Here is a 26839-nt window from a genome sequence, read left to right as displayed (position 1 = left end):
TCAGTTCCCCTATCGGAGCTTCGGGTCGAGGGCCTCGCGGACCGCCTCGCCGAGCATGACGAAGCTCAGCACTGCGGTGACGAGGAACGCGGCGGGGAAGAACAGCAGGTACGGCGAGACCCGGATGTAGTTCTGCGCCTCGCTGATCATGATGCCCCAGGAGACCACCGGGTTCTTCAGGCCGATGCCGAGGAACGAGAGCGTGGCCTCGGCGCCGATGAACGAGCCGACCATGATCGTGCCGTAGACCAGCAGCGGGGCCAGGCAGTTCGGCAGCAGGTGCTTGAGGATGATCCGGCCGGTGCCGGCGCCCAGGGCGCGGGCCGCGACGATGTAGTCGGCCTCCTTGGTGGCGAGCACCGAGGACCGCATCAGCCGCATCACGACCGGCCAGCTCAGCACGCTCAGGGACATGATCACCAGGCCCATGATCGTCCACTCACCGTTGTCGGTGCCGGACCCGTTGAACGTGGTCAGGATGACGATCGCGCCGAGCACGAACGGCAGGCCGAAGAAGATGTCCGCGATGCGGGAGAGCAGCGCGTCCACCCAGCCGCCGCGGTAGCCGGCGATGATGCCCATCGTGCCGCCGACCAGGAGCGTCAGGATGGTGGAGACCACCGCGACCACGATCGAGGCGCGGGCGCCGTAGATGACCCGCGAGTAGACGTCGCGGCCCTGCACGTCGTAGCCGAACCAGGCGGCCGACGACGGCTCGACCCGGCTGCGCTCCAGCGTGCCGTTGACCGCGTCGCCGGAGGTGAACAGCGACGGGAAGGCGGCCATCACGATGAAGATCAGGATGAACGTCGCCGAGATCCAGAACAGCGGCTTGCGGCGCAGGTCGATCCAGGCGTCGCCGAGCAGGCCGCGGGGCTTCTGCTGCTTGGCGCTCTCCGGGAGGCCGGCGTTTGTGGGTGCGCCCGACCCGGCCTCGGTGGGCATGGTCGCGGGCGGCGTCGTCACGATCGACGCGGTATTCGGGTCACTCATGCCCGCACCTCGCTGCGCTCGGCGCGAGCGTGGTTACCCGCGCAGACTGCTGGGACGATTCGTTCGCTGCGGCGGTCACTCATAGCGGATCCTCGGGTCGAGGGCGGCGTAGAGCAGGTCGACCACCAGGTTCATGATGAGATAGACGAGAACCAGCACCACCACGATGCCGACAACGGTAGCGCTCTCCTTCGTCACGATCGAGCGGAGCACCTGGCGGCCGATGCCGTTGATGCCGAAGATGCCCTCGGTCACGATCGCGCCACCCATCAGGGCGCCGAGGTCGGTGCCGAGCAGGGTGACCACCGGGATGAGCGAGTTGCGCAGCAGGTGCACGCCGACCACGCGGCGCATCGGCAGGCCCTTCGCGATCGCGGTGCGGACGTAGTCGGCACGCCGGTTCTCGGCGATGCTCGTCCGCGCGACCCGCGCCACGTACGCCATCGACACGCTGCCGAGCACGAAGCCGGGCACGATCAGCTCGCTGAACCGCATCTCGTTGGAGACGGTCGGGGTGATGATGCCCCACTTGACGCCCAGCAGCCACTGCAGCACGAAGCCGATGACGAAGACCGGCAGGGCGATCAGGAAGAGCGTGGAGACCAGGACCAGGTTGTCCAGAAAGCCGTTGCGCCGCAGACCGGTGAGGATGCCCGCACCGAGACCGATCACGGCCTCGATCGCGAGGGCGACCACCGCCAGCTTCAGGGTGTTCGGGTACGACGTGGCGATGATGTCGCTGATCTCGCGACCGCCGAACGTGATACCGAAGTCCCCCTGCAAGAGGTTCTTCATGTAGCTGGCGTACTGCACCCAGATCGACTCGTCGAGGTTGTACTTCTCGGTCATCATGGCCCGGTAGTTGGGCGGGCAACCGCGATCGCCGCACTTGCCGGCGAAGGGGTCACCGGGCACTGACCAGACGAGCCAGTAGATCAGGAACGTCGTGCCGATGAACACCGGCACGAGTTGCAGCAGCCGTCTCAAGAGATAACGGCCCATGGGGTGGTCCTCCAGACAGGGAGCGCCGGGTGAGCCGGCGCGGCGACGACAACATGCGAGGGGTTCGTTGTACACCCCCTCGCGGAACGGCCCCGGGTCGGGCTCACCGGTAGGCGAGCCCGACCCGGGGTCAGACCGTTCGGATCAGAGCTCGACCGAGGTGATGTCGAGCTCGCCGACGTTGGTCAGCTCCACCTTCTTGATCTTCTCCGAGTGGCCGGACTGCTGGCCACCGAAGTAGATCGGCATGGAGGGGACGTCCTGGTCGATCAGCTTGACGGCCTCAGCGAACTTCTTGTGGGCCTCCTCGAGGCTGGGGGCCGCGGTGGCCTCCTTGGCGAGGGCGTCCACCTGCGGGTTGCTGTACTTGCCGTCGTTCGAGGAACCGCCGGTGACGTAGAGCGGGTTGATCCAGTTCTCGACGTCCGGGTAGTCCTGCTGCCAGCCGGCCCGGTAGGCGCCGGTCATCTTGTAGGCGTTGATGTTGGCGCGGAAGACCGCGAAGGTCGGCACGCCGACGGCGACCGCGTCGATGCCCAGGTTGGTCTTGATCTGCTGGGCGACGGCCTCCATCCACTCCTTGTGGCTGGCGTCCGCGTTGTACGACAGGGTCAGCTTGCCCTGGAAGCCACCGGACTCGGCGTACAGCTGCTTGGCCTGGGCCACGTCGAACTTGCAGGCGGTGCAGTTGCCCGGCTCGGCGCCCGGGGTCAGCGGGTTGGCCCAGCTGTCGGCCGGCTTGCGGGTACCGAAGAAGATCTTGTCGGTGATCGACTGCCGGTCGATGGACAGCGAGATCGCCTTGCGCAGCTTCGGGTTCTCGAAGCGCTTGTCGTAGATCGGGAAGGCGATGATGCCGGTCGACGGGGTGGTCGAGGACAGAGCCCGCTCACCCAGGTCGGTCTTCCACTTCTCGCCGGCCAGCGCGGAGACCGGAACCTGCTGCTGGAAGTCCAGGTTGCCGGCGAGCAGGTCGTTGTACGCCGCCGTGTCGTCCTGGTAGATCTTGACGGTGACGTCCTTGATCTTCATCTTGTCGCGCAGGCTGTAGTCGTCGAAGCGGGTCAGCTTGATCTCGACGTCGTCCTGCCAGGAGACGAGCTCGACCGGGCCGTTACCGATCGGCTTCTTGCCGAAGTCCGCCGGGGTGGACGAGAAGAACGCGTCCGGCAGCGGCACGAAGGCGCTGTAGCCGAGCTTGGTCGGGAACACGGAGGTCGGCGCGGCGAGCGTGACCTCGAAGTTCCAGTCGTCGACGACCTTCAGGCCGGACATCTCCTTGGCCTTCGGCTCCGGGGCCTTCTGCGGGCCCTCCGGGCCGTCCGGGTCCTCGGTGTAGACCTCGTCGAAGCCCTGGATGTCGGAGAAGAAGGAGGCGTTCTGCGCGCCGTTCGGGCCGTAGGCCGCCCAGTTCCAGGCCTTGACGAAGCTCTCGGCCTTGACGGTGGTGCCGTCGTGGAACTTGGTGTTCTGCTTGATCTTGATCTTGAAGACCTTCGAGTCGGTCGTGTCGATCGACTCGGCGAGCAGGTTCTGCGGCGCCCCACCGTTGTTGGGGTACTCGACCAGACCGCTCCACATCCAGTCGATGATCGCGCCACCACCGGTCTCGGTGGTGTTCGCCGGAACCAGGGGGTTCTCCGGCTGGGTGCCGTCGATGACGATCGCGCCGTCGCTGCTGGCGCCGGCGTCGCCACCGTCGTTGTTCCCGCTGGAGCAGCCGGACGCGACGAGCGCGAATGCCGCGCCCACCGCGAGCGCGCCGCTCGCCCGCTTCGAGACTCTCATTCCGAGGGGCCTCCTCTTTCTTAACCTGGTTCCGTCGTGGGTTTCACGCACGTCTTGGGGGTGACACCACCGGCGACCCGAACCGCAGGACGCCGGTTTACCGCAGAGGAATTCGGGACACCCCAGGGGGACCGATCCGCCGGGCGCCACACCCTGGACGAGACATCGCGCAGGGCCGTCGGCCACGCGGCGGCGTTGAACACGGCGTCACGTGGTCGGCAGGCCCGACAAGATGCCTCACACCGGGGGGTGAGGTGCTGCCACTGTGACACCAACCGGCCCTTTCCGTGAAGGTGCCGTTATCAAGCCGTTAGTTGCTCGCCACGTTGCCGATACTTGAGAAAAGATCACAAAGCGTACGGACGATAGGACCCTGAACAGGCAAGACGGGCACAGACGAGTCGACGGACGTCCCTGCGGCGCGGGAGGCTGTGACGTTGACCGCGCCGGCCTCGACACCCTCCGGCGGACGCCCGTCTGTCGCATTTTTTGTCCGTCCGGATGATGCCGTGCCAACCGAGCGGGCGACACGGGCACCCGGGGGTACGAAGCTGCCGAGGCCCCGCCGCCGGGCGGAGTGGGATCTCTAGACCAGCCGGCGGTCGGCGGCCCAGCGGGAAAGCTCGTACCGGTTCGACATCTGGAGCTTGCGCAACACGTTGGAGACGTGCGTCTCGACCGTCTTGATCGAGATGTACAGCTCCTTGGCGATCTCCTTGTACGCGTACCCCCGGGCCAGCAGCCGCAGCACCTCGCGCTCCCGGTTGGTGAGCTGGTCCAGCTCCGGGTCGGCCACCGGCGCGTCCGGCCGGGAGGCGAACGCGTCGAGCACGAACCCGGCCAGCCGCGGGCTGAACACCGCGTCGCCGTCGGCCACCCGCCGGATCGCGTCGGTCAACTCCTCCGGCGAGATCGTCTTCGTGACGTACCCCCGCGCACCGGCGCGGATCAGGCCGATCACGTCCTCGGCGGCGTCGGAGACGCTCAGCGCCAGGAACCGCACCTGCGGGTGGGTACGCCGCATCGCCTCCAGCACCGCGCGACCGCCGCCGTCGGGCATGTGCACGTCGAGCAGCACCACGTCCGGCGCGGTGGCCGCGATCCGGGTCACCGCCTCGGCCACCGAGCTGGCCTCGCCGACCACCTCCACACGGGTGCCCAGCTCGGCACGGACGCCGGCCCGGAACATCGCGTGGTCGTCGACGAGGAACACCCGCAGCGGCCCGCGCGGCACCGTTGCCTCGATCGGTTCCTGCTCGGACATGTCACCTGTCCCTTTCCGCCGTGGAGCCGGAGCCGCTGATCGGCAGGATCAGCCGGACCTCGGTCCCTTCCCCCGGCTCGGACCGGATCTCCGCCCGGCCGCCGTGCCGCTTCATCCGCCCGATGATCGAACCCCGGACGCCGTGCCGGTGATTCTCCACCGTATCCGGGTCGAAGCCCTTGCCCCGGTCCCGGACGAACACGCTCACCTGCTCCGGCTCCACCTCGGCGTACAGCGACACGGTCTGCACACCGGCGTGCCGGGCCGCGTTGACCAGGGCCTCCCGGGCGGCGGCCACGATCGCACCCACCCGCTCGTCGGTCTCCCGGTCGCCGACCACCACCACCTCGACGGTGATGGCGAACGTGTCCTCCACCTCGGCGGCGGCCTGCTCCAGGGCGGCCGCGAAGCGCTCGGTGGGCGAGGCGGTCGGCTTGTAGAGCCAGTTGCGCAGCGAGCGCTCCTGGCCGCGGGCCAGCCGCTGCACCGTCTTGACGTCGCTGGCGTTGCGCTGGATCAGGGCCAGCGTGTGCAGCACCTGGTCGTGCACCATCGCGGCCAGTTCGGCGCGCTCCTGCTCCCGGATGCGGCCCTCCCGCTCGGAGCGGAGCTGGTTCCAGGTGCGCCAGAGCACCGGGCCGGTGACCACACCCACGCCGGCCAGCCCGACCAGTGCGAAGATCACGCCGTTGAGCACCGCGTCGAAGTTCTGCGCCGGCGAGTAGACGGCGGCCACGCCGATGATGCCGACCGCGACGAGCACGCCGCCGCCGACGAAGCGCAGCACGAAAGCGCGCCGGTCGCTCTCCTCCACCACCGCGCCCAGCCAGGGCACCGCCGCATCGCCCCACTGCCGGCGCCGCTCCGGGGCGGACTGGTGCCAGATGACGCCCGCGCCGACCGCGATGATCGCCACCAGCCAGCCGGCGGTGCCGGCCGCGCCCACCGAGTTGAACGCGAACACCTGGAGCAGCAGCACGCCGAGCCCGATCGCCACGAACGGCAGCAGCTGGTTGAGGTCGCGGCGGGGCGGGACCGCGGTGTCGCCGGGCCGGGGCGGGACCACCGCCCAGAAGGCGGCGTAGAGCAGCAACCCGAGACCGCTGAGCCCGAGCAGCACCATGAACGCCATCCGTACCCGCAGCACCGGGATGCCCAGGTGCTCGGCGATGCCCGCGGCCACCCCGGCGGCCAGCCGGTGGTCGGTGGCCCGGTAGAGGCGCGGGGCGTGCGGGGCGGGGGTGCTGCTGATCGGAGGCTCCCAGGTCGAGGCGGGGCAGGCCGGCGGCGCCGACGCTCCGATCGTCACACGGCCGTGACGCCCCGGACCACGGGGACGCCCCGGAGTTTCACCGGCGGTGGATATCAGGGTGGGGTCAGGGTCGGGTCCGGAGGCTGCTCGGGCGGCCGGGGCAGCAGTATCGGAGGCATGAACGAGGACGCTGCCCGTCCGCCCCGCCCCTGGGCGGCAGCACAGGACGCCCCGCCGCCCCCGCCGGGAGCGGCGCCCACGACCGGCCAGGCGGCCCCGCCGCCCGGCGGCGGCACGCCGTTCGCCGGTCCGCCACCCGGTGGGTACGCCCCACCGCCCGGCGCCGCCGGCTTCACCACCCGGTACGGCCTGGTACGTCCCCGCGAGGGCCGCTACCTGGCCGGGGTGTGTGCCGCCATCGGCCGGGCCACCAACACCGACCCGGTGCTGTGGCGTGTGCTGCTGGCCGTGCTCGGCTTCTTCGGCGGCATCGGGATCATCGTGTACGTCGCCGGCTGGCTGATCATCCCCGGCGAGGGCGACACCGCCTCACCGGTGGAGGCCATGCTCGGCCGGGGCCGGTCCAGCATGTCCCCGATCACGGTGATCGTGCTCGGCATCGTGGTGGCGCTCGGCTTCGCCTACGTCGTCACCGACGGGTTCCGGGCGATCCTGCTCGGCGCGGTGATCCTGATCGGCGGCGCGCTCCTGCTCAACCGCGAGCAGCGCGGCCCGGGGCAGCGCCCGGCCCAGCCGGCACCGCCGCACGGTCCCCCGCCGGGCCCGGTGCCACCGGTGGCCTGGCCCGCGCCGCCGGCCCCGGCACCGGGTACCTGGACCGCGGCTCCCCCCGCGGCAGAGTGGACCGGCACACCGGCCGGACCGGCCGTGCCGCCGGTACACACGGCGCCGTCCGGCGGCCTGCCCGCCGAGCCCGGCTATCCGCCGGTCGGCCGCCCGGAGCCGGGCTACCCCCCGGCGTCCGTGTCCTCGGCGCCCGCGTCCGTGTCCGAGCCCGGCTACCTGCCGGTGCCGGGGTCCGAGCCGGATCACCCGGCCACGTCCGACGCGGCGCGCGAGCCGGGCCACGCCGGACCCGCCACCGGCTACCCGACACTGCCGGCGCCGGGCTGGCCCGCCGCGGCCGGCACCCGGCCGGGCCCGTCCGAACCGACGACCGTCGCGATGCAGCAGGTGACCGGCCCGGTCGCCGACACCGCCGCCTGGCCGGCCTACGGCGCGAACCCGGCCTGGCCGGGCGCGCGGGACGCGGGCGCCCGGCTGGAGGAGCCGGTTGCCGTACCGCCGCCCGCGCCGGTGGGCGCACCGCTGCCGCCCGGCGGCTACCGGCCGCCGTTCGCCCCGCACGGCCCCTACGCCGGATCGCCACCCGTGCCGCCACCGGGTCGGCCGCCGCGACCGCCCAAGCGACCCAAGGAGCGCTCGCCGCTCGGGGCGATCACGTTCTCGCTGATCTTCCTGGCACTCGGCGTGGTGGCCATGCTCGACCTGCTCGACGTCTTCCCGGTCGGTGCCGCCGGCTACTTCGCCGCGGTGCTCGCGACCATCGGCCTCGGCCTGCTCGTCGGCACCTGGCTCGGCCGGGCCCGCTGGCTGATCGCCCTGGGCCTGGTGACCGCGGCGGCGCTCGGCATCGCCACCGTCGCCGAGTCCTACGACCGGGTACGCGGCATGGACGGCAACGTCACCTGGGCCCCGACCGACCTGCGCGACCTGGCGAACCGGTACGAGAACAACCTCGGTGACGCGACGCTCGACCTGCGCGGGATCGACTTCGACAAGCAGGACGTCCAGGTGACGGTCGACGTGAACCTCGGCAACGCGACAGTCGTCGTACCGCCGGACGTCGACGTGACCACGGTGGCCGACGTGAACGCCGGCGACGCCACGGTCTTCGGCCGGAGCAGCGGCGGGCTCGGCGGTCGCCAGTGGGAGACCACCGACCCGGGCGCCGACGGCCCCGGTGGCGGCAAGCTGCGCCTCTACGTTTACGTGAACGCCGGCAAGCTGGAGGTGACCCGGTGAAGGCACACCGTACCGACGTCGTGTCGTTCGCTTTCGGACTCGTCTTCCTCGGCCTGTCCGTCTGGTGGCTGCTGGCCCGGATCCTCGGCCTCTCCGTACCCCCGGTCGGCTGGTTCCTGGCCGGTGGGCTGGTGCTGATCGGACTGCTCGGGCTGATCGGCGCGCTGCGCTCGGGCCGCGCACCGGAGCAGGCCGCGCCGCAGTCCGCGCCCGAGGTCACTGTCTCGGCGCCGTACGGCTCCCCGGACGCCGGCGCGGAAACGGCCGGCGGCACGGGGACGGCCGCCGACGCCGACGAGAGGGCCACCGAGGCCACCACCGACTCCGCGGAGCCGGCCACGCGCGAGCTACCGCCGCTCGATCCACCGGCCGACGAGGCGACTCCGCAGCGCCGTACGCCGGGGGATCCGGCCTGACCGCGCCACTGCGGCGACCTTCGGACGCGGCCTATGCTGGTCGGCGGAGATCTCGCCTCCGCCGGCCGGCCTGCGCACCAGGACCATGCCGGAGCCGCCGGTCGGGTCGCCGGAGCCGCCGGCGTCCGTTCGCTATCTCGTCAGGAGCCCGTCCGACATGACCCAGTCCCCCGCCGTGCGCGTCACCGGTCCCTCCGGTGCGGTGCGCCTGGGCGAGCGCGCCGCCCGCACGCTCGTCAGCGAGTTCGCCCGGCGTAACGACCCGAAGGCCGGCCTGCTGGTCGGCGCGACGCCGGAGTCCGCGGTACTGGCCGCCGCGATCGAGGCGCTGCTCCCCGGCGACCGGCTCACCGTCGTGCCGGCGGAGGGCGCCGCCGCGGCAGCGCTGCGCGAACACGTGACCGCGCAGGGCCGCTGGGTCGCCGACCGGGTACGCGTGGTCGACACCCTCGCCGAGGCCGACGCTGCCGCGGTGGTGGTCGTCGCCGAGCCGTTCACCGGCACCGCGGACGAGGCGCGCGTCGCGATCGACGGGCTGGCGAAGTACCTCGCCGAGGGTGCGGTGCTGAGCGTCGCCGCGCCGCTGTTCCGCACCGGGGGCGCCGACGGCGAGCTGGACCGGCAGGGTGTGCTGCACGGCGTGCGCACCGACCTGGTGCTGCGCAACACCCCGCCGGTACGCGTGCACCACCTGCGGTTCACCCCGGCACCGGTCGCGCTCGCGGCCTCGCTGTCCCCGGCGTACCGGCCGTCGAGCGTGCCGCTGACCCGGGGCATGCACATCGACTCGAACGGGGTGGCCGCGGCCGGCATCACGCTCGGCCTGGCCGCTCTGGCCCGGGCCGCGCGGCCGAAGTCGAAGCTCTGGCTGCTGCCGGCGCTGGCCGCCGCGCCGGTGGCCGCGTTCTTCCGTGACCCGGAGCGGGACGTGCCGGAGGATCCGTCGGCGGTCGTCGCATCGGCGGACGGTCAGGTGCTGTCCGTGCAGCGCCTGCAGGACGAGCGCTTCGGTGACGGCGAGTGGCTGCGGATCGCGGTCTTCCTGTCGGTGCTGGACGTGCACGTCAACCGCGCGCCGGTGGCCGGCAAGGTGGTCGACTACTTCGTCGCCGACGGCGGGTTCGTCAACGCCATGAAGCCGGACGCCGAGCACAACGTGGCCGCGTACACGGTGCTGGACACCGACCACGGCACCGTGGTGGTGGCGCAGCGCACCGGTCTGATCGCCCGCCGGATCGTGCAGCGGGCGCCGGTGGGTTCGCTGCTGGCCCGGGGTGAGCGCTTCGGCCTGATCCGGTTCGGCTCGCGTACCGACGTCTACCTGCCGGCCGACGCCGCGGACCCGCTGGTCGGTCCGGGCGACAAGGTGGTCGGCGGCGCGACGGTGATCGCCCGCTGGCGCTGAGCGCCGGACACGCGGAAGGGGCGCCGCTGCAGCGGCGCCCCTTCCGTCGTTCTCGGGTCAGGCGGTACGGCGCTGGTGCAGCCAGAGCAGCGGCCCGCTGACCAGGTAGCCCACCACCACGAGGGCGAAGGTGAGCCGGATGTCGACGAGCGCGCCGACCACCGGGGCCAGCCACAGCCACGGCGGCAGCTTCAGCAGCCGGGCGAGCTTGGCGTACGGGAAGCTGGACACCATGGCGAAGGCGAGCAGCGCCACGCCGGCCACCATGACCAGGCCGGAGACCGGCACGCCGATGGCCACGGTCAGGGCGAGCACCGCCGCCGCCATGGTGGTGGGCACGCCGCAGAAGAAGCGGCCGTCCTTCGGCGAGACGTTGAACCGGGCGAGCCGGATCGCGGCGCAGCCGGCGACGAGCGCGCAGGAGACCGCGGCGGCCGCCGGCGGCACCGAACCGGCCAGCGAGGCGTAGACCACGACCGGCGCGGCGAGGCCGAACGAGCACATGTCGGCGAGCGAGTCCATCTGCGCGCCGAACGGGCTGGCCACACCGAGCTTGCGGGCCAGCGCGCCGTCGAGGCCGTCGAACGCGACGCACGCGATCAGGCAGATCGCGGCGATCTGCACGTCACCGCGCATGGCCAGGAAGATGGCCAGCATGCCGAGCATGAGGCTGCTCAGCGTGCACGCGTTGACGAGCGCGAACTTGGCCCGGCGGGCGGCGGTGCGCTCACCCGGCAGAAGCGGGATCGACATCGCCGGAGACTCGTCGTCGACCGGGGCGGTCGGCGCGAGCGCCGGGCTGATCGGGCGTACCGTCTCGATGTCGGTGTCGAGCCGTCCGTAGCGGAGGCGCTGGCGGTCGGCGTAACGGTGGTCGGGGGTGACCCGGTCGGTCCCCGAGACGGTCGCGCCGTCCCGGCGGCCCACGCGGACCAGCAGCACCTGGCGGGCGAACGTACTGCTGCGGCGCAACCTGCCCGCCCAGCGACGCCCTGCGGGGCGCGGACTGTCAGTCGTACGACGCCGGCGCCATGGGGCTCTCGGCACGTTTCCTCCATCACCGGATCGGCTGGCCGCCCACTGCGGGGCGGGTGTCCGGCTGTCTCGTGCCGGACCTTTCGGGTCCGGCAGCCCTTTTGCGGAATACACCATTGCACAGGGGACAGGGGCTTGGCGATAGCTGCCGGCGGTACTTATATCTCCCTTAACCGCGCGAACCGCCCGCTTATTCCCACCTCGGGCCTCTACGCCCGTTTTCGTCGGTCAGCCGTACTTCCGACTGTACCGGAGGGCACCCAGAGCGGCTCGGCGAGCGATTCACGTCACCCGCCGCCCGGTGGCCCACGCCGCCACGTCCGTCATCGACAGACCCGTGACCTTCTCCAGCGCGGCCATGCCGGCGGCAGCGGCCCGGATCGCGCCGGGCGCGACGGTCAGACCGGTCTCCTCGGCGAACTCGCGTACGACGGTGTCGCCGGGTGCTCGGCGTGCTCGACGCCGCCGCTACTCCACAGCCCGCCCCTCCCGCGCCCACTCCGTCGATCATGAGGTTAGCGGTACCGAGGCGGACATTTCGCGCCGTCAACTTCATGATCGCCGGGGTGGGGCCCGGGTGTGAGCGGGTCGGTCTAGAGGAGGTGGGCGGCCTGGACCGCTTCGGCGGTCACCTCGGTGAGGCGGTCGGTGGGGAGGGCGCCGAGTTCCTCGCGGCGGAACCAGCGGGCCTCGCAGGTGGAGCCGCCGACGTCGGCCACGGTGGGCGGCGCGGGCTGGTCGACCACCACCCGGTAGAACGCGCGTACGCCGTGCCAGTCGATCGGGTAGCCCTCCGGGCCGAGTGAGGCGGCGTCCCGGTGGCTGGCCACCCCGAGCAGTTCGACCAGGCGGCCGGTCTGGCCGGTCTCCTCGACCAGTTCCCGGATCAGCGCCGCGCCCGGCTGCTCGCCGTAGTCGGTGCCGCCGCCGGGCAGGTGCCAGCAGCCGGCACCCGGGTAGCCGTCGGAGACCCGGGTCAGCAGCACCCGCTCCTCCGGGTCGGTCACCACCGCGTACGCGGCGAAGCGCTGCGCCCGGTGCAGCCCGTCCGGGCCGGGGACGGCGTAGAACGAGGGGAACTCGGGCACCTCCTCCGGCACGATGTCGTCGGTGGAGGTGGGCAGGCCCAGGGCACGCGCGGTGAACAACCGCAGCGGCAGCTCCCGGGCCTCGTCGAGGGTGAACCAGCGGGCCAGGTCGGTCGGGCGGTCGACCCGCTCGGTGAGCGTCCCCCCGCGGACCGACACGGTGTAGAGGAGCCGGTCGGTGTGGATCGTGATGCGCCGCTCGGGCAGCGCCCGCATGTCGGCGAGCACGTCCTGGAGGCCGGCGACCGCCACCGAGAGCCCGGTCTCGGCCGCGGTCTCCCGGACGACCGTGTGTTTGGGGTCCTCACCGTGGTCGACCGCTCCCCCGGGGAGCGACCAGGTGCCGGGGGTGCCGGAGCGCTCCGATGCGCGGACCAGCAACACTCGACCGTTTGAGTCAGCACAGACTGCGTATGCCGCGATCCTGCGGAGCGGCTCCAGCGAGGTGGTCACGGGAGCAAATTCTCCCCGGAGCGGGTTACCGACATCGAAAAGAGTCAGATTCCTGACTCTACGCTGGCGTCTCAGGGACGGTTCAGGGTAGGCGTCCGGGCGGTCACCGAGGTCGCCCGCCGCAGCGCGCGGGACCGTTGACACATGACCTTCCCGAACCCCTCCCAGACCCCGTACAAGCAGCTCCGCCGGCCGGTCAGCGACCGCATGATCGCCGGTGTGGCGAGCGGCCTCGGCCGCTACTTCGCCGCCGATCCCACGCTGGTCCGGGTGGTCTTCGCGACCGCCACGGTGCTCACCGGCGGGCTCGCCGCGCTCGCGTACCCGATCATGTGGTTCCTGATGCCCGAGGAGCCGGACGGCGCGCCCGCGTGGCCGCACCCACCGGGCAGGCCGCCGGTCCCGCCGGCCGCACCGGTCCCGCCGGCTACGCCGCAGACGCCGGCCGGGCCGGACGCCGGCGCACAGGCGGCCCGGCCGGACGCCGCAGCGCCGCCCGCGGCCTGAGCCGCGTCACTCCCACTCGATGGTGCCCGGCGGCTTGCTGGTGACGTCCAGGACCACGCGGTTGACCTCGGCGACCTCGTTGGTGATCCGGGTGGAGATCCGGGCCACCACGTCGTAGGGCAGCCGGGACCAGTCGGCGGTCATCGCGTCCTCACTGGAGACCGGGCGCAGCACCACCGGGTGGCCGTAGGTGCGCCCGTCGCCCTGCACCCCGACGCTGCGGACGTCGGCCAGCAGCACCACCGGGAACTGCCAGACGCCCCGGTCCAGGCCGGCCGCGGTCAGCTCCTGGCGGGCGATCAGGTCGGCCTTGCGGAGCACGGCGAGGCGCTCCTCGTCGACCGCGCCGATGATCCGGATGGCCAGGCCCGGGCCGGGGAACGGGTGCCGCCACACCATCGCCTCGGGCAGCCCCAGCTCCAGGCCGATCGTGCGGACCTCGTCCTTGAACAGCGTCCGCAGCGGCTCGACCAGGGCGAACTTCAGGTCCTCGGGCAGACCGCCGACGTTGTGGTGGCTCTTGATGTTGGCGGTCCCGGTGCCGCCGCCGGACTCCACGACGTCCGGGTAGAGCGTGCCCTGCACCAGGTATTCCACGTCGCCGTGCGCGGCGATCTCCCGGGCGGCGGCCTCGAAGACGCGGATGAACTCCCGGCCAATGATTTTGCGCTTCTGCTCCGGGTCGGTCACCCCGGCGAGCGCGCCGAGGAACCGTTCCCGGGCGTCGACCACCTTGAGCTTGATGCCGGTCGCCGCCACGTAGTCCTTCTCGACCTGCTCGGCCTCACCCGCCCGCAGCAGCCCGTGGTCCACGAACGCGCAGGTGAGCTGGTCACCCACGGCGCGGTGCACGAGCGCCGCGGCGACCGCCGAGTCGACGCCGCCGGAGAGGCCGCAGATGACCTCCTTGTCGCCCACCTGCTCACGGATCCGGGCGACCTGCTCGTCGATGATGTTCGACGGCGTCCAGGTCGGTTCGATGCCGGCGATGTCGTACAGGAAGCGGGTCAGCATCTCCTGGCCGTGCGCGGTGTGCCCGACCTCGGGGTGGAACTGCACCCCGGCGCGGCGGCCGGCCACGTCCTCGAACGCGGCGACCGGGGCGCCCGCCGACTCGGCGGTGACGGTGAAGCCGTCCGGGGCCTCGGTGACGCAGTCGCCGTGGCTCATCCAGACCGGCAGGTCGGCCGGCAGGTCGCGCAGCAGCACGCCGGGCTCGGTCAGGCGCGGGCGCAGCGGGGTGCCGCCGTACTCACGGTTGCCGGTGCGCGCCACGGTGCCACCGAGCGCCTGGGCCATGGCCTGGAAGCCGTAGCAGATGCCGAAGACCGGCACCCCGGCGTCGAACATCCCGGCGTCGATCTGCGGCGCACCCGGTGCGTAGACGCTGGACGGGCCACCCGACAGGATGATCGCGGCCGGGTTCTTCGCCAGCATCTCGGACACCGGCATGGAATGCGGGACGATCTCCGAGTAGACCTTCGCCTCGCGGACACGGCGCGCGATGAGCTGGGCGTACTGGGCTCCGAAGTCCACCACGAGGACGGGGCGAGGCGTGCTCATGGTCCACGATCCTACCGACCGTGACCGGCCCCGCCGCGCTCGCCGTCCCGACCGCCACTGCCCGCCGCGCCGCCCCCGCCGGTCATCCCCCCGCGGGGCAGGGCGACCTCGTCGGCCACGGCGGGCGAATAGCCTTCGGTCGCGCTGATCCGGCGGGCGATGATCCCGAGCAGGACGCCGTACACGACCTTCGAGGTGATGTCCGCGACCGTGTACGTGATCTGCCGCGCCACCACGCCGTCGGCCGAGTCCCAGAGGGCCGGCATGAGGTACGCACCGGGGTAGAGCAGCCAGGACACGAGTAGCAGCCACCACACGCCGCGGGCCAGTGGTCGCGCGGTCGGCGGCAGCCGGTCCAGGCTGCCGAAGATGGTCCGGGCGACGAGAACCAGCAGGAACACGAAGAAGACGGTGCTGACCAGCCCCCACACCCAGAACGGCGCCGACCGCTGCACCTCGTGGAACTGGCCCGCGTACCCGGTGTAGATCATGGCGAGCCCGCCGGCGACGAATGCGACCCAGGTCAGGTGGAACCGGCGGCCCGTCACACCGAGCACCACAAGTAGCTGGATCAACAGCACCGGAACGTCGATCGACCAGTTGACGTAGCGGTAGCCGTTGGAGAACAGGGCGCCGGACTGGACGAAGGCCGCGCCGTCCCATTCGAAGGCGCCCACCCACCGTTGGTAGAGCAGGAGCAGCTCGAAGAACGCCGACACCATCACCACTGCCGAGAGCACCGACGAGAGCTGGTAACGCGGCGCCACCGAACGACGGGTCGCCAGGAAGTAGACCAGCCCGGCCGCCATCACCGCGAAACCCAGGCTGAGCACGTGGGAGATCAGTGTGAACTGGTCCACGTTGTACGAGAAGGTGTTCTCGAAGTTCATCCGGTGCCCCGCCTCCGGCCGTCCAGACTGGGAGATAAATCCCTTATCAACCGTTACCGTATGGTGGTGAGCGCGGCGCCGACGGGAAACTGCCGATCTCCGATCCGGAGCGCGGCGTGACCGGCTGGTGGTTGTGGTCCTACGTCGCCGCGATGGCAGGCGGGACGGTGCTCTTCCTCGCCTTGTGGGCACGGCCCTGCGGCGTCCCCGCGATCGAGTACCAGGTCGCGGTCGCGGTGCCCGTCTGGTCCGGCCTCTGGTACGCCGTCCTGGCCCTCGGCGACGGCCGGGTGACGGATCCCGGCGGCCAGCCGGTCTACTGGGCCCGCTACGCCGACTGGGCGGTCAGCGCCTCACTCCTGCTCGTCGCGCTCGCGCTCACCGCCACCCACGCCCTGCCCGGCCGGCACCCGGGGCTGTCGGCCGCGCTGGTCGGCCTGAACGCCACGATGGTCGCCGCCGGCCTCCTCGCCGATCTCGCCGCCGGGACGTGGAGCCGGTACCTGTACTTCACCCTCGGCAGCCTGGCGCTGTCGGGCATCTTCGCGGTGATCTGGGGACCGCTGCGGTCCGTCGCACGCCGCCAGCCCGAAGGGCTGCACCACGCCTACGTGGAGGCGGCGGCGCTGCTGACCGTCCTCTGGCTGGGGTACCCACTGGTCTGGCTCGGCGGCCCGTCCGGCGTCGGTCTGCTCAGCCCGACCACCGACACCGCCCTGTTCGTGCTGCTCTCCATCGCGTCCAAGGTCGGCTGGGGCGCCTTCGACCTGGCCCGGCTGCGCGGCCTCGCCCGGCGCACCGGACTCGCGGTGGCGGGACGGCCGTGACCACGCCCACCGGGCCCCCGTACACCTCGGGGCGCCGGCTCGCGGCCGCCACGGCGCAGAGGACTGCGACCGGGCCGCCGGCGGGTACGGGACGCGCCTCCGTCCTGACCGTCGCCGGCCTGCTCGCCCTGGCGCCGCTGGCACGTCACACGGGCGTGGGCAGTTCGCCCGCGTACCTTTTGGCCGGACTGCTCGCCGGCCTGCCACACGGGGCGGTGGATCACCTGGTGCCCGGTTGGTGCTCCGCACGGGCCCGCTCACCGGGGGTCCGGCTGGCCGTCCCGCTCGGCTACGCCGCCGTCGCCGCCGTGGTCCTGGTGGCGTTCCAGGCCGCGCCGACACCGGCACTGCTGGCCTTCCTCGTCCTGTCAGTGATCCACTTCGGCGCCGCGGACGAGGCGTTCCACGCCGAACGGGACGGGCGACCGGTCCGCCACCGTCCGGCCGGGGTGCTCGCCCGAGGCGGCCCACCGGTGGTCGTACCGCTGCTGGTCTGGCCCGAGACGGTGGACCCGCTGCTTGCGGCGGTCGCGCCCGGCGTACCGGCGGTGCTCGGTCCCGGGCTGCGGCTCCTGGCTCTCGGATGCCTGGTGGTCGCCGGCACGGTCACGGTCGTCCGGGACCTGCGCGGCGGGCGTCACCTCGACGCCGCCGAACCGGTCCTCCTCGTCGCCCTCTTCGCCGCCGTGCCACCCGCGCTGGCCGTCGGGGCGTACTTCGCCGCCTGGCACTCCGCCCGGCACGTCTCCCGGTTGTTGCGCGCGCACCCCGCCAACCGGTCCGATCTGGCCGACGGCCGGTGGGGGGCGCCGCTGGGTCGCTTCGCGCGAGCCGCCGCCCTGCCCACCCTGGTCGCCGCAGCCGTGCCGGTGGCGCTGGCGGTGTGGCCGGGACGGCCGTTCGATCCACTGTCCGTGACTGTCGCCGCGCTGGCCGCCCTGACCGTGCCGCATTCCGCGGTGGTCGCCTGGCTGGACCGGCGCGGCCGGCCCGCCGGCTCGCCCGCCTAGCGCAGGGCGGCGGGGGCGTGCGCGGGGACGGCCGGCCGCCGCGGCGGGACCGGCGCCACCCGGGTGTACGCCGAGCCGAGCGCCGGGCGCGGATCCGCCTCCCCCTGGTTCGGCCAGTACGACATGGCCCGCTCGGCCTGCGCGGTGATGGTCAGCGACGGGTTGACGCCCAGGTTCGCCGAGACCGCCGCGCCGTCCACCACGTGCAGCCCCGGGTGGCCGTACACCCGGTGCCAGGGGTCGATCACGCCGTCGTCCGGGGTGGCCCCGATCACCGCGCCGCCGAGGATGTGCGCGGTCACCGGGATGTTGAACGGCTCGGTGACCGCCCCGCCGGGGGTGCCGCCGATCTCCTCGGCGAGCAGCCGGACCGCCGTGTTGCCGGCCGGGATCCAGGTCGGGTTGGGCGCGCCGTGGCCGGGGCCGGAGACCAGCCGGCCCTTGCGGTAGCGGGTGGTGAGCGAGTTGTCGACCGACTGCATGACCAGCGTGATCACGGTGCGCTCGGACCAGCGGCGTACCGACAGCATCCGTGCCGCCAGCGCGGGCTGCCGGACGATGCTGCCCAGCCAGCGCCGGGCCCGGCGGGGACCGCCGTCGACCAGCAGCGACTGGAGCAGGCCCATCGCGTTGGAGCCCTTGCCGTAGCGGACCGGCTCGATGTGGGTCTGCGGGTCGGGATGGAACGAGCTGGTGATCGCCACCCCCTCGGTGAAGTCGAGGCCGCGCCGGCGGGCCGCGCCGGACCCCACCGATGCGCCGAGGATGGCCTCGGAGTTGGTCCGGGTCAGCTCGCCCACCCGGGGCGAGAGCGCCGGCAGCGCGCCGGCCGCCTTCATCTCGTGCAGCAGTCGCTGGGTGCCGAGCGCGCCGGCCGCGAAGACCACCTGGTCGGCGTGGATCACCTCGCGCCGTTTGCGCAGCCAGGCGCCGGTGCGTTCGGTGTGCACCGCGTACCCGCCGGCCGGGTCGGGGCGGACGGCGGTCACCGTGGTCAGCGGGTGCACCTGCACGCCGAGGCGCTCGGCCAGCCACAGGTAGTTCTTCACCAGCGTGTTCTTGGCGCCGTGCCGGCAGCCGGTCATGCACGATCCGCAGTGGTTGCACCCGGTGCGGTCCGGCCCGGCTCCGCCGAAGTACGGGTCGGCCACCCGCTCGCCGGGGCGGCCGATGTGCACCCCGACCGGCGTCGGGTGGTAGGTGTGCGCCACCCCCATCCGCTCGGCCACCGCGCGGACGGCCCGGTCCGCGCGGGTGTCGACCGGGTACGTGGTGACGCCGAGCATCCGCTTCGCCTGGTCGTAGTGGCGGGCCAGCTCGTCGCGCCAGTCGGTGATGTCCCGCCACTGCGGGTCGGCGTAGAACGCGTCGAGCGGCTCGTAGAGCGTGTTCGCGTAGACCAGCGACCCGCCGCCGACCCCGGCGCCGGACAGCACCAGCACGCCGCCGCCGGCCTTGCGGTCGGCCGAGCGCAGCAGCGTGATCCGCTGCAGCCCGAAGCAGCCGAGCCGGGGCGCCCACAGGAACCGCCGGGCCCGCCAGGACGTACGCGGGAACTCGTCGTCGGCGAAGCGCCGCCCCGCCTCCAGGACGCCCACCGTGTAGCCCTTCTCGGCCAGCCGGAGCGCGGTGACGCTGCCGCCGAAGCCCGAACCGATGACGAGCACGTCGTAACGCATGAACGCATCATTACCGACCGGTAGCTATGGCGCCAGCAAGTGTTTTTCGCAGATCATGCAGAGCGCTCGATCCGCCGGGATTCCCGCCGCTGCAACCTCCGGCGGCCCGTGGCGCGTCGAACTCCACGGGAGGAACGGACGTGACGAGACGACGCCTGCTGGGCCTGGCCGTACCGGTGGCGGCGCTGCTGGTCGCCACCGGAGCGGTGGTCACCACCCGGCTGGTGGCGAACCGTCCGGCCGCCCCGGCCGCCGGCCCGACCACCGCGCCGCCGGCCCCGCCGACGCCCGCCCCGACCACCGCCAGCCCGGCGCCCCCGCCCGGCGCCGACCTGAAGGGCCCGCTCAACCTGCTGCTCGTCGGCGTCGACACCCGGGTCAGCATCCCCGGCTGGGAGCCGCACGCCGACGCCGTCCTGCTGCTGCACGTACCCGCCGGGCTGGACCGGGCGTACCTGTTCTCGCTCCCCCGCGACCTGGTGGTGGACATCCCCGCCTACCCGAAGGCCCGCTACCCGGGCGGGCGGACCAAGCTCACCCACGCGATGAGCTACGGCAGCCGGGTGCCGGGCGACAAGGCCCACCCCAGCACCGCCCAGGGGTACGAACTGCTGCGCACCACCGTCTCCCGATACACCAGGCTGCGCATCGACGCCGGGGCGGTGATCACCTTCGGCGGTTTCGACAAGCTGGTGGACACGCTCGGCGGGGTGGACCTCTACGTGGACCAGCGGGTCGCCTCCCGGCACCGCCGCCCGGACGGCACCATGCGCACCCTGACCGGCGGCGGGTACGTCGGGCCGCAGATGGTCTACGAGAAGGGCACCCGGCACCTGACCGGCTGGCAGGCGCTCGACTACGCGCGGCAGCGCTACACCGCCGGCGGCGACTACACCCGGCAGCGGCACCAGCAGCAACTGCTCCGGGCGCTGGCCCGCAAGATCCTCGACCAGGGCACCGCCCGCGACCCGCAGCGGGTCGAGCAGGTGGTGGCCGCGCTGGGCCGGACCCTGGTGTACGCCGGCCGCGGCCGGAAGCTGATCGACTTCGCGTACGCGCTGGGTGGCCTGCCGGCGGACCGGCTCACCCTGGTCGTGCTGCCCGGCGCCGGGGTGAGCAGCGGCGGCGCCTACCGGGGTGAGCAGCTCGAGCCGCTGGGCCGCGACTTCCTCACCGCGCTGCGCGGCGGGCGGGCCGACACGTTCCTGGCCGCCCACCCGTCGCTGCGCGTCAGGAACTGACCCCCTACAGCGGCTTCGGGGCGGGCGGGCGCTCGGTGCCGTACAGCCACGGGTCGAAGACCTTCGCCAGCTTCTTGCCGGAGATCCGCTCGGCCAGCGCCACGAAGTCGGCGGTGGTGGCGTTGCCGTTCTTCCGCTCCGCCGCCCAGGTGCGCAGGATCGTGAAGAACGCGGTGTCGCCCACCGCCACCCGCAGCGCGTGCACAGTCATCCCGCCCCGGTCGTATACCGAACGGCTGAACAGGTTCGCGACGCCCGGCTTTCCCGGCGGCGTACGCCACACCTGCCCGCCGGCGTTCGCGTACTTCTGCTCGAACGTGCGCTGCACCGTGGTCGAGCCGCTGTGCTCGGCCCACAGCCACTCGGCGTACGTGGCCAGCCCCTCGTTGAGCCAGATGTCCTGCCAGCGCTGGATCGACACGCTGTTGCCGTACCACTGGTGGGCCAGCTCGTGCGCGACCACACCCGTGTTGTCGCCCTGCCGGAAGAAGCTCGCCGAGTAGACCGGCCGGCTCTGCGTCTCCAGCGCGTACCGGATCCGCTCGTCGGCGATCACCACGCCGCCGTACGAGTCGAACGGGTACGGCCCGAAGACGCTCTCCAGGTAGTCGGCGACCTCCACGGTGCGCGCGATGGACCGGTCCGGTGCGCCCTCGGCGACCTGCGTGGTGACCGCGTGGTAGACCGGCCGCCCCTTGTGCTGACCGGTGGTGACCCGGAACTTCCCGATCGCCACAGTGGTCAGGTAACTGGCCGTCGGCGCGGTCTCCGACCACTTCCAGGTGGTCCAGGCGCCGCTTGTCGACCTCCCCTTCGGCACGCCGTTGGAGACCGCCGTCAGTCCCTTCGGGACGGTCAGCTCGATGTCGTAGGTGGCCTTGTCCGACGGGTGGTCGTTGACCGGGAACCAGGTGCTCGCCGACTCCGGCTGCCCGAGCGCGATCGCCCCGTCGGCGGTGTGCAGCCAGCCGCCCTCGCCCAGCACCTCGTTCCGCAGCGCCTCCGGCCGGCCGTCGTACCGGATCTCGGCGGTGAACCCGTTGCCGGAGGTCAGCCCGATGGCCGGGGTGATCACCAGCTCGTCGTCCGTGCGGCTGTGCCGGGCATCGGCGCCGTCCACAGTCACCGAGCGGACGGTCAGCCCGGCCAGGTCCAGGTTGAACGCGGACAGGTCGGCGGTGGCGGTGGCCCGCACCGTGGCGGTGCCGCTGAGCTTGTCCGTGGCCGGGTCGTAGCGCACCTTGACCGTGTAGTGCGCGACGTCGTACCCGCCGTTGCCGTAGCTCGGGAAGTACGGGTCGCCCGCGCCGGCCGCGCCGGGCGCGAACCCGCGCGTGGCCGCCGGGGTCGCCGTGGTGGGGGTTGCCGGTCCCGGGTCCGGCTCGGCCGACCCGCAGCCGGTCACCAGCAGCGTCCCGCAGGCCAGCAACCCGAGCCGTCGTCGTGCGCCACGCCGCGTCATCGCCTCGATCCCTCCCGGGGCCCGTTCGGCGGCCCCGCCGCGGGCCGCTCCGACCGCGGCAGCCTACCCAGCGGCGGTCACGCGTGCGTCACGGCAGTCCCGGTGGCGTCGCGCCGACCAGCCAGGCGTCCAGCAGCGCCCGCAACGGCCGCCCCGACGTGCGTTCGGCGTACCCGACGAAGTCGGCGGTGGTGACGTTGCCGTCGCGGTGCTGCGCCAGCCATCCGCGCAGCACGCGGTGGAACGTCTCGTCGCCCACCGCGCGGCGCAGCGCGTGCACCGCCAGCGCGCCCCGCTGGTAGACCGCGTCCCCGAACATCCCGGCCCGGCCCGGGTCGACAGTGGGCTGCGACCAGTCGGTGGTCGCGTACCGTTCGGCGACCGTCTGCGCCACCGTCCGGCCGCCGTCGTGCTCGGCCCAGAGCCATTCGGCGTACGTGGCGAAGCCCTCGTTGAGCCAGATGTCGCTCCACCGGGCCACCGAGACGCTGTCGCCGAACCACTGGTGGGCCAGCTCGTGCGCGACCACCTCGGTGTTCGGCCGGTCCCCGCGGAAGAACGCCGGGCCGTAGACCGGCCGGCTCTGCGTCTCCAGCGCGTACCGGATCCGCTCGTCGGCGACCACCACGCCGCCGTACGCCTCGAACGGGTACGGCCCGAAGCGCGCGGCCAGGAAGTCGGCGACCTCGCCGGTGCGGGCCACCGACGCGGCGGCCGGCCCGTCCGGTGGCAGTGCCGCGGCGACGGCGGTGACCATCGGCTTGCCGGCGTGTGTGCCGTTGCTGACCCGGTAGTCGCCGATCACCAGCGTGCTCAGGTAGCTCGCCATCGGCGCGCGCTCGGCCCAGCGCCAGGTGCTCCACCCGCCGCTGGAGGTCCGGCCCTCCGGCACCCCGTTCGACAGTGCGGCGAGCCCGTCCGGCACGGTGACCGCGAGGTCGTACGTGGCCTTGTCCGACGGGTGGTCGTTGACCGGGTACCAGGTGCTCGCCGACTCCGGCTGGCCGAGCGCTATCGCACCGTCCGGTGTGGCGTGGAAGCCGCCGTCGCCCAGTACGGCGTTCGGCAGCGGCTGCGGCACCCCGCCGTACGTGACCTCGACCGTGAACCGCTTCCCGGACGGCAGCCCGCGCGGTGGGGTGACGATCAGCTCGGCGCCGTCGTGGCGGTGCTTCGCCGCCCCGCCGTCCACCCGTACCCGCTCCACGTCCAGCCCGGCCAGGTCGAGCTGGAAGCGGGACAGCGCGCGGGTGGCGGTGACGGTCAGCGTGGCGGTGCCGGTGAGCCGGTCGGTGGCCGGGTCGTACCGCACGTCGAGCGCGTAGTGGCCCACGTCGTAGCCGCCGTTGCCGGCCCCCGGCACGTACGGGTCACCGGCGTCCGCCGCGCCCGGCCGGAACCCGTCGTCGCCGGTGCACCCGCTCAGCGCGAGCGCCGCCGCCACCAGCCCGGCCGCCCAGATCCGCCCCCGTCTCACCCGGCGAGCCTAGACGCGCGAGCGCGCGGGCGGGGCCGGAACAGGTCCGCGCCGCGCGCCCACGTCGTCATGCGGTGCTCGGCGGTGCTCGGTGGTGCTCAACGGTGCTCGGTGGTGCTCAGCGGTCGAGGACCAGCCCGACCTTCTGGAACTCCTTCAGGTCGCGGTAGCCGCACTTGGCCATCGCGCGCCGCAGCCCGCCGAAGAGGTTGAGCTGGCCGTCCGGCTCGTCGGCCGGGCCGAACAGCAGCTTCTCCATCGAGCCGAGCGGCTCACCGGCCACCTCGAACGCGCCACGGGGCAGCGACGGGTGGCTGGCCGCGGAGTGCCACCAGGCGCCGCCGGCCGGCGCCTCCTCGCACAGCGACAGCGGCTCCCCGAGCATCACCGCGTCCGCCCCGCAGCCGAGCGCCTTGGCGATGTCGCCGGAGGTCTGCATGTCGCCGTCGGCGATCAGGTGCACGTACCGGCCGCCGGTCTCGTCCAGGTAGTCGCGGCGGGCAGCGGCGGCGTCGGCGATGGCGGTGGCCATCGGCACCCGGATGCCGAGCACCGACTCGGTGGTCGACCAGTCGTCGCCGCCGATGCCCACGATCACACCGGCCGCGCCGGTACGCATCAGGTGCAGCGCGGTCTTGTAGTCAGTGCAGCCGCCCACGACGACCGGCAGGTCCAGGTCGGCGATGAACTCCTTGAGGTTCAGCGGCTCGTCGGTGGTGGAGACGTGCTCGGCCGAGACGAGCGTGCCCTGGATGACCAGGATGTCCACGCCCGCGTCGAGGATCACCGGGGCCAGCGCCAGGGTGTGCTGCGGGGAGACCCGCACCGCCACCGTGCCGCCGCCCTCGCGCAGCTCACGCACCCGCTCGGCGATCAGGTCGGGGCGGATCGGCTCGGCGTAGACCTCCTGGAGGCGCTTGGTCGCCCGCGCGTCCTCGCCGAGACCGGCCAGCTCCTCCAGGATCTTGGCCGGGTTCTCGTACCGGGTCCAGAGGCCCTCGACGTTCAGCACGCCGAGGCCGCCGAGCTGGCCGAGCCGGACCGCCGAGGCGGGGCTCATGGTCGCGTCGGAGGGGTGCGCGACGCAGGGGATGCCGAACTGGTACGCGTCGAGCTGCCACGCGGTGGAGACGTCGTCGACGTCCCGGGTGCGGCGGCTCGGCACGATGGCGATGTCGTCCAGGTGGTAGCCGCGCTGCGCGGTCTTGCCCAGCCCGATCTCGACCACGTCACGCATGGGGGACTCCAGGTGGTTGGGGGTGGTGGGTCAGCGGGTGTGGTAGTTGGGCGCCTCGACCGTCATCTGGATGTCGTGCGGGTGGCTCTCCTTGAGCCCGGCCGCGGTGATCCGGATGAGCTGGCCACGCTCGTGCAGGTCCGCGATGGTCTCCGCGCCCGCGTACCCCATGGCGAGGCGCAGGCCGCCGGTGAGCTGGTGGGCGACCTGGGCGAGCGGACCGCGGTAGGGCACCTGACCCTCGACGCCCTCCGGGACCAGCTTCTCGTCGCTGGTTACGTCTTGCTGGAAGTAGCGGTCCTTGGAGTAGGACTTGACCTGGCCGCGCGACTGCATCGCGCCGAGCGAGCCCATCCCCCGGTACGCCTTGTACTGCTTGCCGTTGACGAAAATCAGCTCGCCGGGGCTCTCCTCGCAGCCGGCCAGCAGGCTGCCGAGCATCACCGTGTCGGCGCCCGCGACGAGCGCCTTGGCGATGTCGCCCGAGTATTGGATGCCGCCGTCGCCGATCACCGGCACGCCGGCCGGGCGGGCGGCACGGGCCGCCTCCATGATCGCGGTGATCTGCGGGACGCCGACCCCGGCGACGATCCGGGTGGTGCAGATGGCGCCCGGGCCGACGCCCACCTTCACGCCGTCCGCGCCCGCGTCGACGAGCGCCCTGGCACCCGCGTACGTGGCGATGTTGCCGCCCACGATGTCGATGGTGACGTCCCGCTTGAGCCGGGCGACCATCTCCAGCACGGCGCGCTGGTGACCGTGCGCGGTGTCCACGATCAGCACGTCCACGCCGGCGTCGACCAGGGCACGGGCCCGCTTGTAGGCGTCCTCGCCGACCCCGATGGCCGCGGCGACCCGGAGCCGGCCCGCGTCGTCCTTGGTGGCGTTCGGGTACTGCTCGCTCTTGGTGAAGTCCTTGACCGTGATCAGGCCGCGCAGCTTGCCGCCCGCGTCCACGATCGGCAGCTTCTCGATCTTGTGCTGGCGCAGCAGGCCGAGCGCGTCGTCCTTGCTCACGCCGACCGGCGCGGTGATCAGCGGGGTGCGGGTCATGATCTCGCGGACCGGCGTGGCCGGGTCGGAGACGAACCGCATGTCGCGGTTGGTGACGATGCCGACCAGCTGACCCTGCCCGTCCACCACCGGAACGCCGGAGATGCGGTAGCGCCCGCAGAGCGCGTCGACCTCGCGCAGCGTGTCGTCCGGGCTGGCGGTCACCGGGTTGGTGATCATGCCGGACTCGGAGCGCTTCACCAGGTCGACCTGGAGCGCCTGGTCCTCGACGGAGAGGTTGCGGTGCAGCACGCCGATGCCGCCCTGGCGGGCCATGGCGATCGCCATCCGCCCCTCGGTGACCGTGTCCATCGCGCTGGACAGCAGCGGCACGGTCAGCTCGATGTTGCGGGTGAGGCGGGTGCGGGTGTTGACCCGGCTGGGGACGACGTCCGACTCGCCCGGCTGGAGCAGGACGTCGTCGAAGGTCAGCCCGAGCGGCACGACGCGGGCCGAACCGGCCGGCAGCTCGGGCAGATGGCCACCCAGCTCTCCGCCGTCGGCGCCGGCCGGGATCTCGGTGCTGGGCGAATTCTCCACGATTGCTCCCCTGAGCTGGTCGAACGGGCTGCAGCGAGGCGGCGCGCGGGGGCACCGGCAGGCGCCTGGTGACGGCGCGTCGCCTCATCGTACCCACCTGCCCCTGCGCGCCCGGGCAGCGGCGGGCCCGAGGGTAGGCCGGGCCACAGCACGGGCGGGGGCGGGCTTTCCGGCGGCTCGGGGTCTACGGTGAAGGGGTGCACGACGAGCCCATCGACCCGTTCAACGGCGACCCGGCCGATCCGGCTGCCGGCCTGCACGATCCCGGCGACGACGACGCGCTCGACCCGCTGACCGAGGTCGAGCGCCAGGACGTCCTGGAGGATCTCGCCGATCTGGAGATCTACCAGGCGTTGCTCCAGCCGATCGGCGTGCGCGGCCTGGTGATCGAGTGCGAGGACTGCCGCGAGCCCCACTACTTCGACTGGGACCTGCTGCGCGGCAACCTGCGCCACCTGCTCAACTCGGGGCGTCCCCGGGTGCACGAGCCGGCCTACGACCCGGACCCGGACCACTACGTGAGCTGGGACTACGCCCGCGGCTACGCCGACGGCGTGCACGACACGCTCACCGAAGGGACCGACGACACCGCCTCGGAGTGACTCCCGCCC

General features: G+C 72.7%; 22 protein-coding genes. 8 read left to right on the top strand and 14 right to left on the bottom strand.

Going from position 1 to position 26839, the window contains the following annotated elements; translation table 11 throughout:
* Positions 1–9: 9 nt before the first annotated feature.
* From C569_RS0104730 to C569_RS0104710, 5 genes are all read right to left on the bottom strand, one after another.
* Positions 10–993 carry an ABC transporter permease gene (locus C569_RS0104730; protein ID WP_026267701.1) on the bottom strand — a complete coding sequence of 328 codons (984 nt, stop codon included), beginning with the start codon at positions 991–993 and terminating at the stop codon, positions 10–12.
* Positions 994–1068: 75 nt separating this feature from the next.
* A complete protein-coding gene (locus C569_RS0104725) occupies positions 1069–1995 on the bottom strand; it encodes an ABC transporter permease (RefSeq protein ID WP_018784650.1) in 927 nt (308 codons plus the stop codon).
* Positions 1996–2139: 144 nt separating this feature from the next.
* Positions 2140–3783: an ABC transporter substrate-binding protein gene (locus C569_RS0104720; RefSeq protein WP_018784649.1), complete on the bottom strand. Its 1644-nt coding sequence runs from the start codon at positions 3781–3783 to the stop codon at positions 2140–2142.
* Positions 3784–4369: 586 nt separating this feature from the next.
* On the bottom strand, positions 4370–5047 hold the full coding sequence (locus C569_RS0104715; RefSeq protein ID WP_018784648.1) for a response regulator transcription factor: 678 nt from the start codon (positions 5045–5047) through the stop codon (positions 4370–4372).
* 1 nt (position 5048) lies between these two features.
* Positions 5049–6299, bottom strand: coding sequence for an ATP-binding protein (locus C569_RS0104710; protein ID WP_026267700.1), 1251 nt, complete (start codon positions 6297–6299; stop codon positions 5049–5051).
* Between the two features lie 177 nt (positions 6300–6476).
* On the opposite strand from C569_RS0104710, the gene C569_RS0104705 reads away from it, so the two are divergent.
* The 3 genes from C569_RS0104705 (at position 6477) to C569_RS0104695 (ending at position 10166) form a co-directional block, all read left to right on the top strand.
* Positions 6477–8345, top strand: coding sequence for a PspC domain-containing protein (locus C569_RS0104705; RefSeq protein WP_018784646.1), 1869 nt, complete (start codon positions 6477–6479; stop codon positions 8343–8345).
* Complete coding sequence (locus C569_RS0104700) at positions 8342–8761, top strand: hypothetical protein (RefSeq protein WP_018784645.1); 420 nt, start codon at positions 8342–8344, stop codon at positions 8759–8761. Before C569_RS0104705 ends, C569_RS0104700 begins: the two co-directional genes overlap by 4 nt.
* Before the next feature lie 157 nt (positions 8762–8918).
* The gene (locus C569_RS0104695; protein WP_018784644.1) at positions 8919–10166 is read left to right on the top strand and encodes a phosphatidylserine decarboxylase; all 1248 of its coding nucleotides are present in this window, start codon (positions 8919–8921) and stop codon (positions 10164–10166) included.
* 57 nt (positions 10167–10223) lie between these two features.
* Here C569_RS0104695 and C569_RS0104690 read toward each other — a convergent pair whose 3' ends face one another.
* Together C569_RS0104690 and C569_RS0104685 are read right to left on the bottom strand one after the other, a co-directional pair.
* On the bottom strand, positions 10224–11138 hold the full coding sequence (locus tag C569_RS0104690; RefSeq protein WP_018784643.1) for a phosphatidylcholine/phosphatidylserine synthase: 915 nt from the start codon (positions 11136–11138) through the stop codon (positions 10224–10226).
* A gap of 656 nt (positions 11139–11794) precedes the next feature.
* Positions 11795–12742 (bottom strand): NUDIX domain-containing protein, encoded by a 948-nt coding sequence (locus C569_RS0104685; protein WP_026267699.1) that lies wholly within the window; start codon positions 12740–12742, stop codon positions 11795–11797.
* Positions 12743–12886: 144 nt separating this feature from the next.
* On the opposite strand from C569_RS0104685, the gene C569_RS29830 reads away from it, so the two are divergent.
* The gene (locus C569_RS29830; RefSeq protein ID WP_018784641.1) at positions 12887–13249 is read left to right on the top strand and encodes a PspC domain-containing protein; all 363 of its coding nucleotides are present in this window, start codon (positions 12887–12889) and stop codon (positions 13247–13249) included.
* Between the two features lie 6 nt (positions 13250–13255).
* Here C569_RS29830 and guaA read toward each other — a convergent pair whose 3' ends face one another.
* On the bottom strand, positions 13256–14812 hold the full coding sequence (gene guaA / locus C569_RS0104675) for a glutamine-hydrolyzing GMP synthase (protein ID WP_026267698.1): 1557 nt from the start codon (positions 14810–14812) through the stop codon (positions 13256–13258).
* 11 nt (positions 14813–14823) lie between these two features.
* Positions 14824–15702, bottom strand: coding sequence for a bacteriorhodopsin (locus C569_RS0104670; protein WP_018784639.1), 879 nt, complete (start codon positions 15700–15702; stop codon positions 14824–14826).
* A 116-nt stretch (positions 15703–15818) separates the two neighbouring features.
* On the opposite strand from C569_RS0104670, the gene C569_RS29825 reads away from it, so the two are divergent.
* Together C569_RS29825 and C569_RS0104660 are read left to right on the top strand one after the other, a co-directional pair.
* Positions 15819–16529 carry a bacteriorhodopsin gene (locus tag C569_RS29825; protein ID WP_018784638.1) on the top strand — a complete coding sequence of 237 codons (711 nt, stop codon included), beginning with the start codon at positions 15819–15821 and terminating at the stop codon, positions 16527–16529.
* Positions 16526–17539 (top strand): Brp/Blh family beta-carotene 15,15'-dioxygenase, encoded by a 1014-nt coding sequence (locus C569_RS0104660; RefSeq protein ID WP_018784637.1) that lies wholly within the window; start codon positions 16526–16528, stop codon positions 17537–17539. The genes C569_RS29825 and C569_RS0104660 overlap by 4 nt, the downstream gene beginning before the upstream one ends.
* Here C569_RS0104660 and C569_RS0104655 read toward each other — a convergent pair.
* Positions 17536–19218 carry an FAD-dependent oxidoreductase gene (locus C569_RS0104655; protein ID WP_018784636.1) on the bottom strand — a complete coding sequence of 561 codons (1683 nt, stop codon included), beginning with the start codon at positions 19216–19218 and terminating at the stop codon, positions 17536–17538. The two genes, C569_RS0104660 and C569_RS0104655, sit on opposite strands and share 4 nt — an antisense overlap.
* Before the next feature lie 140 nt (positions 19219–19358).
* Between C569_RS0104655 and C569_RS0104650 the strand changes: the two genes are divergently transcribed.
* Positions 19359–20459 (top strand): LCP family protein, encoded by a 1101-nt coding sequence (locus tag C569_RS0104650; RefSeq protein ID WP_018784635.1) that lies wholly within the window; start codon positions 19359–19361, stop codon positions 20457–20459.
* Between the two features lie 4 nt (positions 20460–20463).
* Here the strand turns inward: C569_RS0104650 and C569_RS0104645 are convergent, their stop codons facing one another.
* The 4 genes from C569_RS0104645 to guaB all read right to left on the bottom strand — a co-directional run bounded on the left by C569_RS0104645 (position 20464) and on the right by guaB (position 26228).
* Positions 20464–21921, bottom strand: coding sequence for a M1 family metallopeptidase (locus C569_RS0104645; protein WP_026267697.1), 1458 nt, complete (start codon positions 21919–21921; stop codon positions 20464–20466).
* Between the two features lie 88 nt (positions 21922–22009).
* A complete protein-coding gene (locus C569_RS0104640) occupies positions 22010–23398 on the bottom strand; it encodes a M1 family metallopeptidase (protein WP_026267696.1) in 1389 nt (462 codons plus the stop codon).
* 118 nt (positions 23399–23516) lie between these two features.
* Entirely contained in the window at positions 23517–24635 is a 1119-nt protein-coding gene (locus tag C569_RS0104635) for a GuaB3 family IMP dehydrogenase-related protein (RefSeq protein WP_013288539.1), read from the bottom strand.
* A gap of 30 nt (positions 24636–24665) precedes the next feature.
* Positions 24666–26228 carry an IMP dehydrogenase gene (gene guaB, locus C569_RS0104630; protein WP_018784632.1) on the bottom strand — a complete coding sequence of 521 codons (1563 nt, stop codon included), beginning with the start codon at positions 26226–26228 and terminating at the stop codon, positions 24666–24668.
* Between the two features lie 197 nt (positions 26229–26425).
* On the opposite strand from guaB, the gene C569_RS0104625 reads away from it, so the two are divergent.
* Positions 26426–26830 (top strand): DUF5319 domain-containing protein, encoded by a 405-nt coding sequence (locus tag C569_RS0104625; RefSeq protein WP_018784631.1) that lies wholly within the window; start codon positions 26426–26428, stop codon positions 26828–26830.
* Positions 26831–26839 lie beyond the last annotated feature (9 nt).

The sequence above is a fragment of the Micromonospora sp. CNB394 genome (genome assembly GCF_000374985.1).
In the GTDB taxonomy this organism is placed as follows: Bacteria; Actinomycetota; Actinomycetes; order Mycobacteriales; family Micromonosporaceae; genus Micromonospora; species Micromonospora marina.
This window is presented reverse-complemented; position numbering and strand designations above follow the sequence as displayed.

What these genes read in the sequence shown, in the direction of transcription:
- C569_RS29830 (WP_018784641.1), top strand. Translation starts at nt 12,887, where the DNA reads ATGACCTTCCCGAACCCCTCCCAGACCCCGTACAAGCAGCTCCGCCGG.
- C569_RS0104655 (WP_018784636.1), bottom strand. Translation starts at nt 19,218, where the DNA reads ATGCGTTACGACGTGCTCGTCATCGGTTCGGGCTTCGGCGGCAGCGTC.
- C569_RS0104695 (WP_018784644.1), top strand. Translation starts at nt 8,919, where the DNA reads ATGACCCAGTCCCCCGCCGTGCGCGTCACCGGTCCCTCCGGTGCGGTG.
- C569_RS0104645 (WP_026267697.1), bottom strand. Translation starts at nt 21,921, where the DNA reads ATGACGCGGCGTGGCGCACGACGACGGCTCGGGTTGCTGGCCTGCGGG.
- C569_RS0104715 (WP_018784648.1), bottom strand. Translation starts at nt 5,047, where the DNA reads ATGTCCGAGCAGGAACCGATCGAGGCAACGGTGCCGCGCGGGCCGCTG.
- C569_RS0104725 (WP_018784650.1), bottom strand. Translation starts at nt 1,995, where the DNA reads ATGGGCCGTTATCTCTTGAGACGGCTGCTGCAACTCGTGCCGGTGTTC.
- C569_RS0104705 (WP_018784646.1), top strand. Translation starts at nt 6,477, where the DNA reads ATGAACGAGGACGCTGCCCGTCCGCCCCGCCCCTGGGCGGCAGCACAG.
- C569_RS0104720 (WP_018784649.1), bottom strand. Translation starts at nt 3,783, where the DNA reads ATGAGAGTCTCGAAGCGGGCGAGCGGCGCGCTCGCGGTGGGCGCGGCA.
- C569_RS0104670 (WP_018784639.1), bottom strand. Translation starts at nt 15,702, where the DNA reads ATGAACTTCGAGAACACCTTCTCGTACAACGTGGACCAGTTCACACTG.
- C569_RS0104730 (WP_026267701.1), bottom strand. Translation starts at nt 993, where the DNA reads ATGAGTGACCCGAATACCGCGTCGATCGTGACGACGCCGCCCGCGACC.
- C569_RS0104635 (WP_013288539.1), bottom strand. Translation starts at nt 24,635, where the DNA reads ATGCGTGACGTGGTCGAGATCGGGCTGGGCAAGACCGCGCAGCGCGGC.
- guaA (WP_026267698.1), bottom strand. Translation starts at nt 14,812, where the DNA reads ATGAGCACGCCTCGCCCCGTCCTCGTGGTGGACTTCGGAGCCCAGTAC.